Origin of the sequence: Cupriavidus sp. 2TAF22, assembly GCF_052115045.1 — a bacterium.
Classification (GTDB): domain Bacteria; phylum Pseudomonadota; class Gammaproteobacteria; order Burkholderiales; family Burkholderiaceae; genus Cupriavidus.
Genome location: NZ_JBFRFX010000013.1, coordinates 293,916 through 311,025, shown reverse-complemented (window position 1 = coordinate 311,025; position 17,110 = coordinate 293,916). Strand labels below are relative to the sequence as shown.

11 protein-coding genes and 2 tRNA genes are annotated in these 17,110 nt (G+C 67.4%); 4 read left to right on the top strand and 9 right to left on the bottom strand.

Features of this window, described 5'->3' with window-relative positions; translation table 11 throughout:
- Positions 1-7 precede the first annotated feature (7 nt).
- Positions 8-4,903 (bottom strand): NAD-glutamate dehydrogenase, encoded by a 4,896-nt coding sequence (locus AB4Z48_RS17890; RefSeq protein ID WP_441616508.1) that lies wholly within the window; start codon positions 4,901-4,903, stop codon positions 8-10.
- 372 nt (positions 4,904-5,275) lie between these two features.
- On the opposite strand from AB4Z48_RS17890, the gene AB4Z48_RS17885 reads away from it, so the two are divergent.
- Positions 5,276-6,787, top strand: a complete 1,512-nt coding sequence (locus tag AB4Z48_RS17885; protein ID WP_441616265.1) for an acetyl-CoA hydrolase/transferase family protein — start codon at positions 5,276-5,278, stop codon at positions 6,785-6,787.
- Between the two features lie 84 nt (positions 6,788-6,871).
- Here the strand turns inward: AB4Z48_RS17885 and AB4Z48_RS17880 are convergent, their stop codons facing one another.
- The 5 genes from AB4Z48_RS17880 to AB4Z48_RS17860 form a co-directional block, all read right to left on the bottom strand.
- On the bottom strand, positions 6,872-7,045 hold the full coding sequence (locus AB4Z48_RS17880; RefSeq protein WP_441616263.1) for a hypothetical protein: 174 nt from the start codon (positions 7,043-7,045) through the stop codon (positions 6,872-6,874).
- A gap of 167 nt (positions 7,046-7,212) precedes the next feature.
- A complete protein-coding gene (locus tag AB4Z48_RS17875) occupies positions 7,213-7,575 on the bottom strand; it encodes a hypothetical protein (RefSeq protein WP_441616262.1) in 363 nt (120 codons plus the stop codon).
- Between the two features lie 300 nt (positions 7,576-7,875).
- Positions 7,876-8,850 carry a Bug family tripartite tricarboxylate transporter substrate binding protein gene (locus AB4Z48_RS17870; protein ID WP_441616260.1) on the bottom strand — a complete coding sequence of 325 codons (975 nt, stop codon included), beginning with the start codon at positions 8,848-8,850 and terminating at the stop codon, positions 7,876-7,878.
- Positions 8,851-9,278: 428 nt separating this feature from the next.
- Positions 9,279-9,354, bottom strand: a tRNA-Lys gene (locus AB4Z48_RS17865).
- A gap of 152 nt (positions 9,355-9,506) precedes the next feature.
- Complete coding sequence (locus tag AB4Z48_RS17860; RefSeq protein ID WP_441616258.1) at positions 9,507-10,838, bottom strand: DUF2252 family protein; 1,332 nt, start codon at positions 10,836-10,838, stop codon at positions 9,507-9,509.
- Positions 10,839-11,139: 301 nt separating this feature from the next.
- Between AB4Z48_RS17860 and AB4Z48_RS17855 the strand changes: the two genes are divergently transcribed.
- Together AB4Z48_RS17855 and AB4Z48_RS17850 are read left to right on the top strand one after the other, a co-directional pair.
- Positions 11,140-12,048 carry a LysR substrate-binding domain-containing protein gene (locus tag AB4Z48_RS17855; protein ID WP_441616256.1) on the top strand — a complete coding sequence of 303 codons (909 nt, stop codon included), beginning with the start codon at positions 11,140-11,142 and terminating at the stop codon, positions 12,046-12,048.
- Positions 12,049-12,198: 150 nt separating this feature from the next.
- Positions 12,199-13,587: an 8-oxoguanine deaminase gene (locus tag AB4Z48_RS17850; RefSeq protein ID WP_441616254.1), complete on the top strand. Its 1,389-nt coding sequence runs from the start codon at positions 12,199-12,201 to the stop codon at positions 13,585-13,587.
- A gap of 411 nt (positions 13,588-13,998) precedes the next feature.
- On the opposite strand, the gene AB4Z48_RS17845 is transcribed toward AB4Z48_RS17850, so the two are convergent.
- Positions 13,999-14,074, bottom strand: a tRNA-Lys gene (locus AB4Z48_RS17845).
- Positions 14,075-14,340: 266 nt separating this feature from the next.
- Between AB4Z48_RS17845 and AB4Z48_RS17840 the strand changes: the two genes are divergently transcribed.
- The gene (locus tag AB4Z48_RS17840) at positions 14,341-14,604 is read left to right on the top strand and encodes a DUF1488 domain-containing protein (protein WP_441616252.1); all 264 of its coding nucleotides are present in this window, start codon (positions 14,341-14,343) and stop codon (positions 14,602-14,604) included.
- A 122-nt stretch (positions 14,605-14,726) separates the two neighbouring features.
- Here the strand turns inward: AB4Z48_RS17840 and AB4Z48_RS17835 are convergent, their stop codons facing one another.
- Positions 14,727-16,574, bottom strand: coding sequence for a SulP family inorganic anion transporter (locus AB4Z48_RS17835; protein WP_441616250.1), 1,848 nt, complete (start codon positions 16,572-16,574; stop codon positions 14,727-14,729).
- Positions 16,571-17,020, bottom strand: coding sequence for a homoprotocatechuate degradation operon regulator HpaR (gene hpaR / locus AB4Z48_RS17830; RefSeq protein ID WP_441616248.1), 450 nt, complete (start codon positions 17,018-17,020; stop codon positions 16,571-16,573). The genes AB4Z48_RS17835 and hpaR overlap by 4 nt, the downstream gene beginning before the upstream one ends.
- Positions 17,021-17,110 lie beyond the last annotated feature (90 nt).

Genomic DNA, 17,110 nt, shown 5'->3' with positions numbered 1-17,110 from the left:
CTGTCGCCTAGCAGACGCCAGCCTGGCTGCGCTCGAGCAATCCGATCTCGCGTATGGCCACGGACAGCATCGACAAGCCGGCCGCGCCCGACGCGCGCTGGTCCGCCAGCATGCGCGAGAAGCGCTCGATCTGCCCCTGCCGCCCGCTGCGCCATGCTTCGACCAGCTTCTCCACGGTATCCAGTTCGATCGGTTGCGCCAGCACGCTTACGGTCAGCGCGCGCTTGAGGCGGCCCAGGTCTTCCAGCGCGGTGGTGCGCGCCAGCAGGTCCCAGTGGCTGTCGGCTGGCAGGGCCTGGGCGCGCTCGCGCAGCCAGCCGAAACTGAATTCCGTATCGAGCGCGAAATAGACGGCGGCCACCAGCGCCAGGTCGCGTTGCGTGGTGGCAGCCACGTCCGCAATATCCAGCGCCGCGGCGGAGATTTCTCCGGCGGCCACGCGCAATGCCAGTGCGTCGTCCACGCCGGCCTGGCTCAGGCCCTGGCGCCGTTCGGCCAGCGCCGCCGCTTCCGGCGCGGCCAGCAGCGCCGGCAATTGCGGCGTGAGCCAGGCGGCGGCCTGGGCGTAGCCGGCGCTTTCGCCGCCGCCCACACGGGTGGCTTGCGGGTGGCGCAGGAACCACAGGCTGGCGAGCTCCAGGAGTCGGCCAACGGCAGCGAACATGCGCGCCTGCACCTCATCGTCGACGCGGTTGTCGAGCGCATCGATCTCGGCCCACAGCGGATCCAGGCCGAAGACATCGCGCGCAATGAGGCAGGCACGCACGATGTCCGCGGGGCGCGCGTCGGTTTCTTCCAGAATTCGGTGCACGAAGGTGGCGCCGATGCGGTTGACCAGGGTGTTGGTCAGGTGCGTGGACAGGATCTCGCGCCGCAGCGGGTGGCGCAGCATGGCTTCGCCATGCCGCGCGCGCAGCGGCTGCGGGAAATACGCGGGCAGCAGGCTCGCCACCAGCGGATCCTCGGGCAGGGCCGAGGCCAGCAGTTCCTCGTACAGCCACATCTTGCTGTAAGCCAGCAGCACGGCGCGTTCGGGCGATGTCAGCCCCAGTCCGGCTGCCTTGCGCTCCACCACTTCGTCATCCGTGGGCAGGAATTCCAGCGCGCGCTTGAGGCGCCCGGCGCGTTCGAGCCAGCGGATCAGGCGCGCTTCCTGGTCGAGCAGCGCGGCGGCGCAGCGGCCGGCCACCGACAGCGCCTGGGTCTGGTAGTAATTGTCCTCCAGCACCAGCAGGCCGACCTCGTCGGTCATTTCCGCCAGCAGCTTGTTGCGCTGCTTCTCGGTCATCTCGCCATCGGCTACCACCAGCCCCAGCAGGATCTTGATATTGACCTCGTGGTCCGAGCAGTCCACGCCGGCGGAGTTGTCGATGGCATCGGTGTTGATGCGCCCGCCGTTCAGGGCGAACTCGATGCGGCCGAGCTGGGTGAAGCCGAGGTTGCCGCCTTCGCCCACCACCTTGCAGCGCAGCTCGGCGCCGTTGACGCGCACGGGATCGTTGGCGCGGTCGCCCACCTGCAGGTGGGTCTCGTGGCTGGACTTGACGTAGGTGCCGATGCCGCCGTTGTAGAGCAGGTCGACCGGCGCCAGCAGGATCGCGTGCACCAGCTCGGCCGGCGACAGCGCCGTGGCGCTGATGCCGAGGCAGGCCTGGACCTCGGGCGTGAGCGCGATGGTCTTTGCCGTGCGCGGGAACAGGCCGCCGCCGGCGGAGACCAGGCTCATGTCGTAATCGGCCCAGCTCGAGCGCGGCAGCGCGAACATGCGCTGGCGCTCGCGCAGGCTGACGGCCGGGTCGGGCGAGGGATCGAGGAAGATATGGCGATGGTCGAACGCCGCCACCAGCTTGATATGCGGCGACAACAGCATGCCGTTGCCGAACACGTCGCCGGACATGTCGCCGACGCCGGCCACGGTGAAATCGGTGGACTGGATATCGACGCCCATCTCGCGGAAATGGCGCTTGACGGATTCCCAGGCGCCGCGCGCGGTGATGGCCATCTTCTTGTGGTCATAGCCGACCGAGCCGCCCGAGGCGAACGCATCGCCCAGCCAGAAGCCATACTCGGCGGAGATGGCGTTGGCGTAGTCGGAGAAGCTCGCGGTGCCCTTGTCGGCGGCCACCACCAGGTAGGGATCGTCGCCGTCCTCGCGCACCACTTCGGGCGGCGGCACCAGCGTGCCGGCGACGCGGTTGTCGGTCACATCGAGCAGGCCGCGCAGGAAGGTCTGGTAGCAGGCAACGCCTTCCTGCAGCACCGCGTCGCGGTCGGTGGCGAGCGGCGGGCGCTTGACCACGAAGCCGCCCTTGCTGCCCACCGGCACGATCACCGTGTTCTTGACCATCTGGGCCTTCATCAGGCCCAGTACCTCGGTGCGGAAGTCCTCGCGCCGGTCAGACCAGCGCAGGCCGCCACGGGCCACCGGGCCGCCGCGCAGGTGCACACCCTCGACGCGCGGCGAGTAGATCCAGATCTCGAACATCGGGCGCGGCTCCGGCAGGCCTGGCACCCTGGACGGGTCGAACTTGAACGACAGGCAGGGGCGCGGACCACCGTCGGCGCCATGGCGGAAGTAGTTGGTGCGCACCGTGGCGTTGATCACGCCGAGGAACAGCCGCAGGATGCGATCTTCGTCCAGGTTCGGCACCTGGTCCAGCGCGGCGCCGATGGCGTGCAGCAGCTTCTCGCAGCGCGCCGCCCGGCCGGTTTCCGTGGCGGGGTCGAAGCGCGCCACGAACAGTTCCACCAGTTGTGCGGCGATCGCCGGATTGCCGGTCAGGGCACGCTCGATATAGGCGTCGCTGAAGGTCGAGCCGACCTGGCGCAGGTAACGCGCATAGGCGCGCAGGATGGTCACGTCGCGCGCGGCGAGTTCGGCGCGCAGCACCAGGCGGTTGAAATCGTCGTTCTCGATCTCGCCGCTCCATGCACGCGCGAAGGCGTCCTCGAACAGCGCCTTGATGCGCGCGATGTCCGCGCCCAGGTCGACGCCGGCGGCGACGCCGTCGGCCATCTCGAGCCCGAAGTCGTGGACCCACACCGGCGACGCGCCGCTCGGCTCCACCAGATAGGGGCGCTCTTCGTCCACGCGCACGCCGAGGTGTTCGAGCATCGGCAGGCTGAGCGACAGCGCGATGGGCTCGCGCGCGCGGTAGACCTTGAAGCGGAACGCGCCGGGCGCGGCCTCGATCGGCCGGTACAGGTTCATTGCCACGCTGCCGCTGGCCTGGGCGGCTTCCATCAGTTCGATGTCGCGCACCGCGGTGCGGGCTGGGTAGTCCTCGCGGTAGCCGGCCGGGAACGAGTCGCCGTAGCGGCGCAGCAGCCGGTTGCCCTGTTCTTCGCCGTTGCTGTCCAGCAAGGCCGCGGCGAGGTCGTCCTGCCAGCGGCGCGCGGCCTGCACGATGCGCGCCTCCAGTTCGTCCGGGTTGACCTCGGGCATGGTGCCCGGCTCGCCGCGCACGATCAGCTGGATGCGCGCCAGCGGCGACTCCGACAGCTGGGGCGTGAACTCGCAGCTATTGCCGTGGAAGGCGGTCATCAGCAGCTTCTGGATGCGCTGGCGCAGGTCGGTGTTGTACTTGTCGCGCGGCACGAACACCAGGCAGGAGACGAAGCGGTCGAAGCGGTCGCGGCGCACGAACAGGCGGATGCGCTGGTGTTCCTGCAGGCGCAGGATGCCCAGGGAGATGTCGAACAGCTCGTCTTCGTCGGCCTGGAACAGCTCGTCGCGCGGGTATTGCTCGAGGATGGTCACCAGCGACTTGTAGAGATGGCCCTTGGTCAGGAAGCCCGCGCGCGCCAGGATATTGGCGAACTTGCGGCGCACCAGCGGGATCTCCGCGCTGGAGGTCATGTAGGCGCTGGAGGTGTACAGGCCGATGAAGCGGCGCTCGCCGGTGATCTTGCCGCTGGCGTCGCTGAGCTTGACGCCGACGTAGTCGAGGTAGCCGGGCCTGTGCACGGTGGCGCGCGAATTGGCCTTGGTGACGAAGATCGGCGAGCTGCCTTCGATCACGCTGCTGGCGGCCGCGGGCAGTTCGGTGAGCGCGCCGGCTTCTTCGGGGCGCAGGCTCTCGCGCAGGATGCCGGCGCCGGAGCCGGCCACGCCGCGCAGGTAGAAGCGGTCGTCCCGGGTGATCAGTTCGTAGTCGCGCTGCCCGAGGAAGGTGAAGTGATCGTCCAGCATCCATTGCAGGAAGGCGCATGCCTCCTGCGTCTCCGGCTGCCTGCCTTCGGGGCCCTGCGCCAGCATCTCCACGGTGGTGCGCGCGGTGGCCGCCATGCCGGGCCAGTCCTCCACCGCGGCACGCACATCGCCCAGCACGCGCGCGATGCCGCTGCGCAGGGCTTCCTGCGTGGCGGCGTCGCCGCAGCGGTCTACCTCGAAATGAATGAAGGATTCCAGGCGCGGGCCGGAGGCGGCGCCGTTGCCGGCGGCGAGGTCGCCGGCGTCGCCTTCGCCGCCGAGGCCGACCCTGGCAATGGTGCCGTCGGCGCTGCGCCAGATCAGGAATACCGGATGGATGGCCGAATGCAGGGCCAGCCCGAGCCGGTTGATCTCCATGGTGACCGAGTCCACCAGGAAGGGCATGTCGTCGTTGACGATTTCGACCACCGAGTGGTCGGAGTGCCAGCCGTGCTGCTCCAGGTTGGGGTTGTACACCCGCAGCCGGGCATTGCCGGGCACGAAGCGCTGCGCGGTCTGCCAGTGCGCCATCACCGCGCCGTAGAGATCGGCCACGTCGCGCTGCAGCAGGTCTTCGGTGTCGGTCAGGTCGTAGTAGTGCCGCAGGAAGGGCTCCACCTTGACGAACATCTCGCCGGGCAGGCGGCCCTGGGCGAATTGCATCAGGTCGGCCAGCAACTGGGCCAGTCGCGTTTCGCTTTCCGCCAGCATGGTGTCTCCCCCAGACGGCTTGAGTTTTGGCAGGTCCATGCCGGCGGTATCCCGCGCGGCGCCATTCTGGCGGCGCCATCTGCGGGGCGGCATGAGCTTGCTAACTACTGTAGAGCATAAAGAAGCGGGCCGCGCGCCAAGTGCGAGGCACATGCGCGATGATCGGACAAGGTCCGGCGGCGCTGGAGGTTCTATGAATTTTGCGACTGGTTTTCATGATTTTATATCGGTGATGGAATATGTCTGCTCTGGCTACACTGCTTATCTGCACCTTACCGGCCGGTAGGAGACGCTAGCAGGGCAGGGCGCCAGGTCCTGCCGCGGCTAGTGCCACGCCGCAATCTGCCGGGACAGGTTTCATGGAGACATAAGATGTACAAGGAACGAATCCGGCTGGACAGCCTCCTCGGCAAGGTCATGCCGGCGCAAGCCGCGGCAGCGATGATCCGCGATGGCATGACCGTCGGCATGAGCGGCTTCACCCGCGCGGGCGACTGCAAGGCCGTGCCCGAAGCGCTGGCCCGGCGCGCGCAAACCGAGCCGCTTCGCATCACGCTGATGACCGGCGCTTCGCTGGGCAACGACACCGACAAGATCCTGTCCGAGGCCAATGTCCTGGCGCGGCGCCTGCCGTTCCAGGTCGATCCGACGCTGCGGCGCAAGATCAATGCGGGCGAAGTGATGTTCATCGACCAGCATCTGTCGGAGACCGTGGAGCAGCTGCGCGGCCGCCAGATCGCGCCGGTGGACGTGGCGGTGGTGGAAGCCGTCGCCATCACCGAAACCGGCGGCATCGTGCCGACCACTTCGGTGGGCAATTCGGCCAGCTTTGCCATGCTGGCCAGCAAGGTCATCGTCGAGATCAATCTCAATATGCCGGCCGGGCTGGAAGGCCTACACGACATCTACCTGCCCACGCCGCGCCCGTACCGCCAGCCGATCCCGCTGATCGCGGCCGAGCAGCGCATCGGCCTGCCGTATATCCCGGTGGACCCGGCCAGGATCGCGGCGATCGTGATCACGCAGAAGGACGACAGCCCGTCCAACGCCTTGCCGCCCGACCAGGAAACCCGGCAGATCGCGGGGCACCTGAACGATTTCCTCCTGCATGAAGTTCGCGCGGGCCGGCTGGCGCCGGCGCTGCAGCCGCTGCAGGCCGGCATCGGCACCATTGCCAACGCGGTGCTGCACGGCCTGATCGATTCGCCGTTCCGCGACCTGAAGATGTATTCGGAAGTGCTGCAGGACAGCACCATCGAACTGCTGGACGCCGGGCGGCTGAGCTTTGCTTCGGCATCGTCGGTCACCTTGAGCAGCCCCGTCTATGCGCGCTTCCTGGCGGACCTGGAGCGCTACAAGGCGCGCGTGATCCTGCGCCCGCAGGAGATCAGCAACCATCCGGAGGTGCTGCGCCGGCTCGGCCTGATCACCATCAACACGGCGCTGGAGTGCGACATCTACGGCAACGTGAATTCCACCCATGTGGGTGGCACGCATATGATGAACGGTATCGGCGGCTCGGGCGATTTTGCGCGCAACGCGCATATCTCGGTGTTCGTCACCAAGTCCGTGGCCAAGGCCGGTGCGATCTCGAGCATCGTGCCCATGGTCTCGCATGTCGACCACACCGAGCATGATGTCGACATCATCGTGACCGAGCACGGCCTTGCCGACCTGCGCGGCCTGGCGCCGCGCGAACGGGCCCGGCAGATCATCGCCAACTGCGCCGATCCGCTCTACCGCGATTTGCTGCAGGACTATGTGACGCGTGCCGGACGGCGCGGCGGGCATACGCCGCACCTGATCGAAGAAGCGCTGGCATGGCACGCCCGCTTCCGCGAGGAAGGCACCATGGGTGGCGTCGGCACGCGGGCAGCAGCGTGATCCGGCGGGAAGATGCGCGCGCCGCCTCCGTGCCTTCCCCATCTGCCGCCGGCCCCGCGGGGCCGGGAATTTCCCGAAGTATTCCTATCCCTTGAAGATCAGTACCGCCAGCACCAGGGAGGAAGCCATGAGTATCAGCACGTCTAGCATGATGGTCTCCGAAAGGAGATGGGTGCAATAACTGGCAAGCAATGAAAGGCGGTACCGGAAGCATGAAGCCGCGCAGCGCCCGAGGCTGTCGGCGGCTATCTGTTTCATGCCGGGATATATCCCGCGTTTCCCCGTGCGGCGTCTTCCGCATGGCGGCGTTTCAAGCGGGCGTTGCAGTTGCGGTGTGCTGTACCGATGCTGCTGCCGGCAGCGCGCGCGGACGGTGCGCTAGCGCACCAACCGCGGCAATGCCCGCCGGAGGCGGGCAGGCAGGCTTACTGCTTGGGCGCGGCGTTCGCGCCGTCGGTGTAGGGATCGGGCTTGCCCGACTTGGCACCATCCGAGTACGGATCGAACTTGCCGGACTTGGCGCCATCGGTGTAGGGATCGGCCTTCTTCTTGGCGCCCTTGGTGCCGTCCGCGTTCAGGCTGGACTTGGTCGACTTCTTGGCGCCATCGGTATAGGGGTCGAACTTGCCCGACTTGGCGGCGCTCTTGTTGGGGTCCACCTTGTTGGTATGGCTGCCGCCATACAGGTCGCCGCCATCGGTGTAGTTCTTCTGGGCATGCGCCAGTTGCGCGCCGCCAAAGGCGGTCATGGCTGCAATGATCAGGGCGGATACGGTCTTGTTGCGCATTTTCATCCTCGTGAGTATTGGCCACGGGCAGGGGGCATGGCCGTAGAACTGCTTGTCTGACCCGGCTACTTTACCGACTCGGGAGGACCCTGCGAAGTCAATCTTTCTTCCCCCTGTATTGAAACATCGAATACAGGCAGGAATCGTGCGCTAGATCAAGCGCGGACAGGTATGGCAGGGAGGGCGGGCGTGGCAGGGCGGCGGAGGCGGCGGAAAGGCCACCTCGCGGGCCCGCACGGGCCCGGGCGCAGAGCGGGCATGCAGCGAATCCGGCCGGGGATGGCCGGATTCGCCCGGTGCTTACTCGAGCGTGATGTTCTGGTCGTGCGCGATCTTCTTGCGCAGTTCCAGTTCACGCTTGATCTGGGCGGCATATTGCTGCGGCGTATTGCCGTCGGGGTAGGCCCCGCTTTCAGCCAGGCGGCGCTTGACGTTGGGATCCTGCAGGGTCTTCACGGCGGCGTCATGCACCTTGGCGACGATGGCCGCAGGCGTGTTGGCGGGCGCCACCAGGCCGTACCAGGCCATATTGTTCATGTCCTTCATGCCGGCTTCGGCGAAGGTCGGCACTTCAGGCAGGCCTTCCACGCGCTTGGGCGCGGCCACCGCCAGGGCACGCAGCTTGCCAGCCTGGATATGGGGCATCGAGGACGGCAGGTTGTCAAACTGGCCGCTGACCTGGCCCGCCAGCGTATCGTTCAGGGCAGGGCCCGATCCACGATAGGGAACGTGGACCATGTCCGTCTTGGTCAGGAACTTGAACAGCTCGCCGTCCAGATGCGAGATGCTGCCCTTGCCTGCCGAGGCGTAGCTGTACTTGCCGGGATTGGCCTTCACCAGCGCGACGAATTCCTGCAGGGTCTTGGCCGGCACCTTCGGATTGACCGTCAGCACGTTCGGCACGTTGACCAGGTTGGTGATCGGCGCGAAGTCCTTGAGCGGATCGTAGGGGTTGCGGGCGTTGGTGGCCGGGTTGGTCGCCATGGTGCTGACCGTGGCGATGCCCAGCGTGTAGCCGTCCGGTGCGGACTTGGCCAGCGCGTCGGCGCCGATCACGCCACCGCCGCCGCCACGGTTTTCCACGACCACCGGCTGGCCGAGCTCGCGCCCGATGCCGTCGGCTACCGAGCGTGCCACGATGTCGGTGGTGCCGCCCGCGGCGAACGGAACAATCAGGCGGATCGGCTTGGTGGGGTAGGTTTGTGCAAAGGCGCCCTGGCACAGGCCAACGAGGACCAGACAAGCTGCGCTACTGACTTTCAAGACTGCTTTCAAGAGAGGCTCCGAAGATTCTAGGTCTGCTTGCGGTCCGGCCAGGGTGCGGGCGTGGCGGTCTGCGCCGGCTGTCCCGTCGTTTTTGTTTGCTGCCCTGCCGGCTTGCCGCGAGGTCCCGGGCAGCGGGCGCAAGCTGCCACGGGTTTTGCGAAGCGACCGGAATGGTTCCGTAATGCGGAACCATGTTCCGCGATGTGCTTCAGGCGCAATTCAACCGTGAAAGCGTGGCCGGCGGAATCGGTATCAACCCGGTATCAGCTTGCCATCCGGGCATCCGGCATGCGAGGCGCATGCGCCTGGCGGGCGATGCGAACAAGGAAGAATGGGGAAATGTGCGAGCGAGGAGCGAAGGGAGGGGCTCGAAACAATGCCAGGGGTGGAAATGAAAAAAGCCGGAAGCATTTCTGCTTCCGGCTTTTTGAATTCGCTGGTGGGGCGTGAGTGACTCGAACACTCGACCTACGGATTAAGAGTCCGCTGCTCTACCAACTGAGCTAACGCCCCAACGAAGAAAGAGATTCTATCATCGTTTTTGAGTTTGTCAAACGTTCGATGATTTTTTGTCTCGGGTCTCATTGCAGGCGCAGTTGCGGATCGCCCCGCCTGGCCTCGCCGTGTCCCGGCGCGCGGCTCGTCGACGGCGGCGACGCGCGTGCTCAGGCGCGCGTGGCCTGATCGAGTGCGAACATGCGGCAATGCTCGAGGTAGCCCACCTCGTGGCTGGCGATCAGATCCAGCACGCTGGTCCACAACCATGATGGCGCATCGAGTTGCTTCGAGCGGTTACGTGCGAGTTCGGCCAGCCAGGCGCGCTGGGTGGAGAGGTCCATCTGCCGCGCGTGGGCGTTGCCTACCACCTCGCCCAGGTACATCGCCACGCGGCTGGCCTCTTCCTGTGGCAGGGTGTCGATCTCCAGCTTGAGATCCTGCGGCAGCAGTTCGCGCATGAAGACCGATCTGTCGAGCAGGGTCGAACAGGCGATGCGGTCGCCCAGCGCAGGCGACAGATGTCGCGCGCCTTCGGCCACGCGCTCGCCGTTGCCGCGCGGCATGCTGACCTTCGGGTAGCTCGGTGCCGCTGCCTTCACGGCTTCCTTGATATCGATGAGGCAGACTTCGGGGCTCGGGCTGTCCTGGCTGCCTACCGACAGCAGCACGGCGTAGCGCAAGCGTCCCAGCGAACTGCAGCCCTTGACCCAGTAGGCCGCGTCTACCATCTCCACGCGCGCGCCCTCGTCGCGCGAGGTCAGCAGCGTGGCGAGGTGCGCGATCTCGCGCCGTTCGAACAGTGCGCGGATCGCTTCGCGCTCGTCCTTTGCGAGCGGCCAGAACCGTTTGCCGAGCGGGATGGCCGGCGTGGTGTCCTGCAGGCGCTCGCGTGCGAGATGCTTCCACTTGCGCCCGAGCGCCAGGCGCATCACGGTGCGCACCGCGGCGGGCCGGCGCGATACCAATCCGGCCGCGGCGTCCGGATTGTCGAAGGCGCTCTCGTATCCGACCACCAGGCTCTCCAGCATGCGCGCGGTGATCACGCCGGGCAGGTCGGAGCCGCGCGCGGCGGTGGCCAGCGACAGCGCCAGGCGGATCAGGTCGTGCGCCGGGTTGCCGATCACGGTCTGGTCGAGATCGCGGATCTGGATGGCGACGTCGCCCTGGATGTCCGCGACCGGGCCGAGGTTGCCGACGTGGCAGTCGCCGCAGATCCAGATCGCGGGGCCTTCGGGCAGCGTGTGCGGCTGCTTGGCTTCCAGCCATTCGTAGAACTTGCGCGTGTTGCCCCGCACGTAAGCGTGGGCGGAGCGCGCCATCTTCAGGTTCCGGCAGCGCAGCAAGACGTCTTCGCGCTTGTCGGCGGCGGGAGGCCGGGGCTTGGCGGGCTTGGCCGCGGGTTTCCGCGCTGTCTTGCGCAGCGCCTTGGCAGCCGGCTTTGCGTTGTGCTTCGCACCGGCCCCGTGGGCGGATTTCGGCTTGCTGGTCTTGGCGGTCATGGCGGTCGGCGCACCGGGCGCCGCAGGAGTCGATCGGGCGGAGCGGGCCGCACCTTTGCGCCGGCGGCCGGCGCCGGCATCCGTATCCTTCAAGGCAGCGTACTCCATGCCGCCGGGATGCGCAGCCATTGTCCCGTGCGCAGCCGCCCCTGGCATGCGGGCGCTGTCCGACAAACGTGTCAGCGCAACGCCGACGGAGTGGGGGGGGCGCCCTGCCGGCGATGCCGGGGAGCGGGAGGGCCAGCGGCTACAATGCGCTCGTTCCCGCCTTCCCGCCCAGATCCAGACCGGAGAGTCCTGCATGCACGCCAGAGTCCTGCGCTACCTTGACGAGGTGGTGAGCCGCGGCTCGATCCGCCAGGCCGCGCTGCACCTGCATGTGGCGCCAAGCGCGATCAACCGGCAGATCCTGGACCTGGAGGCCGAGCTGGGCGCGCCCCTGTTCGAACGCATCAACAAGCGCCTGCGGCTCACGCCGCTGGGAGAGATGGTGCTGGCGCACGTAAGGCAGACGCTGCGCGAACACGAACTGCTTCGCAGCCGGATCGAGGCCGTCAAGGGCGTGCGCCAGGGCGAAGTCACGGTTGCCACCACGGCGGGCCTGGCCGGTTCGCTGATGCCATCGCTGGTGCATGGCTTTCGCCAGCAATATCCGGGCATCCTGGTGCGCTTGCTCGATCTTCCGGTGGCGGAGATCGTCGGCGCCGTCGAGCGTGGCGATGCCGATCTCGGCCTGGGCTACGACATGCCGGATGTGGCGGCGTTCCGCATCCTCGCCGGCAGCGACTGGCCGATCGGGGTGGTGGTGCAGCCCGGCCACGCGCTGGCGGCGCAGCCGTCGGCGCTACTGGCCGAATGCCTGGCCTGGCCCGTGATCCTGCCGGCGCCGTCGATGTCGCTGCGCGGCATTCTCGACGAGGGCTTCGCGCGCGCGGGGCTGGCGGTGTCGCCGGTGACGGAGACCACGTCGACGGCGCTGATGCGCAGCCTGGTCATGCTCGGCGCCGGCATCGCCTTGCTCAACCCGCTCGATGTGCTGGACGAGCGGGCACGCGGCGCGCTGGCATGGCTGCCCTTGCGCGATGGCAACCTGCCGCGCCAGACCTTGCGGCTGGTGGCGCGCGCGCGCAATCCGCTCGGCGCGGCAGCCGGCCTGATGGCGGACTGCATCGGCGCGGGCCTGGCGGCCGTGTTCGACGCTGCGCGCTAGCGCCTTCAGGCATTTTCTGGTGCCTTCCCGGGCGCGGCCGGCGCTGTGCTCTTTTTGCGCACAGCGTGGGCGAAATTCGATGCTTTGCCGGGCGCGGCGCGCGCCGTAGACTGCGCGGGCCTGCCTTGTTCCCGAACCGGAGATTGCGCCATGACCCTGATCCTGCTCCACGCCGATGTGCTCGTCACCATGGACGCTCAGCGCCGCGAGATTGCGGACGGCGCGCTGGTGGCGCAAGGCCCGGCGATCGCATGGGTGGGCGCCAGCGCGGACCTGCCGCCGCAGTATCGCCAGCTGATCGACCAGGGGCGCGCCGAGGTGCTCGACATGCGTGGCCACGTCGTGACGCCCGGCCTCGTCAACACGCACCACCACATGTACCAGAGCCTGACCCGCGCCGTACCGGCGGCGCAGGATGCCGAGCTGTTCGCCTGGCTCAGCAATCTCTACATGCTCTGGTCGCACCTGACGCCGGAGATGATCGACGTCTCGACGCGCACCGCGATGGCCGGGCTGATGCTGTCGGGCTGCACCACGACCAGCGACCATCTCTACCTCTACCCCAATGGCGCGCGCCTGGATGACTCGATCGCCGCCGCGGGCGAGATGGGCATGCGCTTCCATGCCGCGCGCGGCTCGATGAGCGTGGGCCGCAGCCAGGGTGGCCTGCCGCCCGATTCGGTGGTGGAGGATGAGCGCGCCATTCTCGCCGACAGCCGGCGGCTGATCGAGCAATATCACGATGCCTCGCGCCACGCCATGCTGCGCGTGGTGGTGGCGCCGTGCTCGCCGTTTTCCGTCTCGCGCGACCTGATGCGCGAGTCGGCGCTGCTGGCGCGCAGCTATGGCGTGTCGATGCATACCCATCTGGCCGAGAACGACAACGACATCGCCTACTCGCACGAGAAGTTCGGCCTGACTCCCGCGCAGTACGCCGAGGAGCTCGGCTGGGTCGGCGCCGACGTGTGGCACGCGCACTGCGTGAAGCTCGACGACGAGGGCATCGCACTGTTCGCGCGGACCGGCACCGGCGTGGCCCATTGCCCGTGCTCCAATATGCGGCTGGCCTCGGGCATTGCCCCGGTGCGGGCGATGCGCGACGCCGGGGTGCCGGTGGGCCTGGGCGTGGACGGCAGCGCCTCCAACGACGGCGCGCACATGCTGGGCGAGGCGCGCCAGGCGATGCTGTTGCAGCGGGTAGGCTACGGGCCGGCGGCCATGGGCGCGCGCGAAGCGCTGGAGATCGCCACGCTGGGCGGCGCGCGGGTACTGGGCCGCGACGATATCGGCGCGCTGGCGCCAGGCATGTCGGCCGATTTCGTGTCCTTCGACATGGATGCGGTGGCCTATGCGGGCGCGGGCCACGATCCGGTGGCGGCGCTGGTGTTCTGCACGCCCGGCAATGTCGCCACCAGTGTGATCAACGGAAGGGTCGTGGTGCGCGGCGGAGAGCTGCTGAGCGTCGAGTTGCCGCGCGTGCTCGCGCGGCACCGCAGCCTGGCGCGCACGCTGTTCGAGCGCGCGGGCGAGGCGGCCTGAGCCTGTGCCGCAGGCGCGGCGCGACACACGCCGGATTGCCGGGTGCGCGCGACCCCACTCGAGTGGGGCAGCGCCATGTCTCCAATGTATTCAAACTTGTCACCGGGACGTTCCCCGAACGCCCCTGACCCTTCCCGAGCCTGCGCTGATGCGCGGGCTTTTTTTTGCCCTTCGGAATGGCTCTTCGGGAGGATGGCGTGCACGGATGCCCTGGCGGCCGATGGTGCCGATGACAGGTGTCACATTGATGCGATATCAATACGGGTGGCCATCACCGGATGGACGGACCACGCGGGCAGCATCCGCCGGGTGGGTGTCCGCCGAGTCGTATCCGCCGAGTTTGATCCACCGGGTTGTATCGACAAATGAAAAAAGCCGGGAGCATTTCTGCTTCCGGCTTTTTGAATTCGCTGGTGGGGCGTGAGTGACTCGAACACTCGACCTACGGATTAAGAGTCCGCTGCTCTACCAACTGAGCTAACGCCCCAACGAAGAAAAAGATTCTATCATCGTTTTTGAGTTTGTCAAATGTTTGGTGATCTTTTCCTGCGTGCGGACCGCATGCGGCCTTCATGCGATCGATTCGGCGCGACGTGAGCGGGCAACGCTGGCCAAAGAGGCCCGCGCATGGCACGGGAACTCCTCGCGGGCTCTTCAGTCTTGCTTGGGGGCGCGCTAAGCGTAGGCCTTTGCGGACGAGTCGGGCCGACCCATGTTAGGATGGATTATCACTTGCAATGGAGGGCTTTACCGATGGATATCAAATTCCAAGAGCAAGAGCGTTACGATATCAACAATGAAGGCTTGCTATTTCACGCCATGGTCGATGGCCAACCGGTGACTTGCGTGGTGACGCGCGAGGCGCTGTGGGAAGGCTTCAGCGCCGACCAGGTGCTGTCGCTGGAAGAGGCTTTCCGCGCCGGGCGCGAGACCATCGAACGTGCCGCGGTGGTGCTGATCGAGCAGGGCGCTGCCCAGCCGGTGGTAGTCAAGCGCGCCCATGTGGCGCCGCTCTGAAGCGGGTTTCAGTCCGGGCCGGTCATCGGTCCGATCCCGGGCGCCCGCTTCACGTGTTTGCGGCTTCTAGCCGCCTGGCGCCGGGTTCTCTCCGGCGTTTCTCTTTCCATCCCCGATCGTCGTCAAGCTGCGCGTTCCCGCGCTGGTTCTGGTGTGTCCTCGCGGTTCATGCCGGCTCTCCCCTGGGTAAGCGACCCGCCCGGGCGGCTTGCGCATTCTTCGAAGACGCGCGCGCGGCATTCACGGCACACCGCCGGATCCAGCCGCGCGATGATGGTGTGCAGGGCCTGCCGCTTGGTGGAGAAGATATGTTCCTCGCCCAGCTTGGCCGCGAATCCGGTCTGGTCCCAGGTCTGTAGCACCTGCGTGCGCGGACGGTGGAAATACAGGTCGCCGCCGGCGGCCCGCCGCTCGGTGAGCTCGCTCTCCCACATCTCGGCGCCAGCAAGGTCGATGAAGTTCATGCTCTTGGTCATGGCCAGCAGGTGGACCTGGCCGGGATGCGCGGTGCGCGCATGGTGCAACCTGTCGGTGACGTACTGGACGGCGCCGAAGTAGATCGCGCCTTCCATGCGCAGCAGCTTGAGCTGCGGGCACTCCGGCTGCGGGCGACGCAGTTCGTCGAGCGGGGTGAAGCGGCGGTCGGGATCATCCGCGTCAGGCACCAGGCTGCGCACGGCGGGCCGCGAGGTGCGGTACAGGTAGGCCACCAGCGACAGGATGGTGCCGAGCAGGACCGCCATTTCCAGGCGGATGGCGAGCGTGGCGGCAAAGGTACTGATGGCGATGGCGAACTCGGCGCGGCTCAGGCTGGCAATGCGCCGCAGGCGGGCGAAATCGAACAGGCCCCATGCGACCAGCAGCAGCATGGCGGAGATCGCCGCCAGCGGAATCTGCGCGAGCAGCGGCGCGCTGGCGCTCACCAGCACCACCAGCAGCAAGGCCGAGAACACGCCTGCCAGCGGGGTTTGGGCGCCGGCCTCGTAGTTGGGCATCGAGCGGTTGAGCGAGCCGCAGGAGATATAGGCGGAGAACAGGCCGCCGGCGATATTCGACAAGCCCTGGCCGATGAATTCGCGGTTGGCGTCGATATGCTGGCCGGAGCGCAGTGCCACCGCCTTGGCGATCGAGATCGACTGCCCGAGCGCGACGATGGTCAGCGCGGCGGCAATGCCCAGCAGGTCGGGGATGGCATGCCAGTCGATGCCGGGAAGATGGAAGGACGGGATTGCCGACGGGATCGGCCCCACCACATTGACATGGCGCGCGCCCTGGCTCCAGTCCGGCATGTTGAGCAGCAGCGCGACCGCGTAGCCCGCCAGCAGGCCTAGCAGCATGAAGGGCAGGCGGCGCCAGACCCGCTTCACGGCGACCGTGACGGCCAGCGTCACCATGGCCACGGTGAACGCGCTCCAGTTGATGGTGGCGGCGTTGTCGAACAGGAAGCGCACCACGCCGAAGGCGCTGGTGCCCGTGGGCACGGCCAGGCCGAACAGGTCCTTGAGTGCATAGAGGCCGATCAGCGTCGCCGCGCCGCAGGTAAAGCCGAGCAGCACCGAAGGTGAGATGAAGTTGGCCAGCGTGCCCAGCCGCAGCGTGCCCACGGCCAGCTGCAGGACGCCAACCATGATGGTCACGGCCAGGGCGAGATTGATATACGCCGGGCTGCCGGCAAATGCCACCGGGCTCAGCATGGCGAACAGCGCCAGCGAATTGGCGTTGGTCGGGCCGGACATCACGTGCCAGCTCGAGCCGAACAGGGCCGCGACGATGCAGGGGATGACCGCCGCGTAGATGCCGTACTGCGGTGGCAGGCCGGCCAGCGTGGCGAAGGCCACGCCCTGCGGCAGCACCAGCACGGCGCCCAGCAGGCCGGCCACCAGGTCGGCGCGCAGGGAGGCGGTGCTTACGCGGTGGCGCCACGCCGGCAGCAGGCGTGCCAGCCTTCCCTCCGGGGCCGCGATGCTCATGCGCGCGGGTCCTGGTCGCTGAAGCTCTCCAGCAGTTCGTCGATCGCACCGTAGACCTTGCCCAGCCGCTCGGCGCCGATCATGCGTTCGAGTTCCTCGTAGCGGCGGTCGATCAGTGGCTCCATCTCGGCGATCAGGGCGCGGCACTTGTCCGTCAGCGAGATCTGCTGGCGGCGCTGGTCCGTGGTGGAGCGCGAGCGCAGGATCAGGCCCGCTTCCTCCATGCTCGACAGCATCCGCGTCAGGCTCGGGCTGAGGATGAGGCAGGCATCGGCGAGCTGGTTCGGCTCCATCTCGCCTTGCTCGTTGAGCGTGCGCACCACGCGCCATTGCTGCTCGGTCAGGCCGTGCTGGCGCAGGATGGGCCGGAAGCCCGCCATCAGCGTTTCACGGGCCTGCAGCAGCAGGTGGGGAAGATTGCGGTGGCGGAAGGTGGCCGGTTTCATGGTCGCAAGTGTAGCCGCGCGGGCGCCTTCACGCGAGCCGGTGGCTTCCCCGATAGCCTGAATCCTTCCGCCGGCCCCGCTATCCGGAAA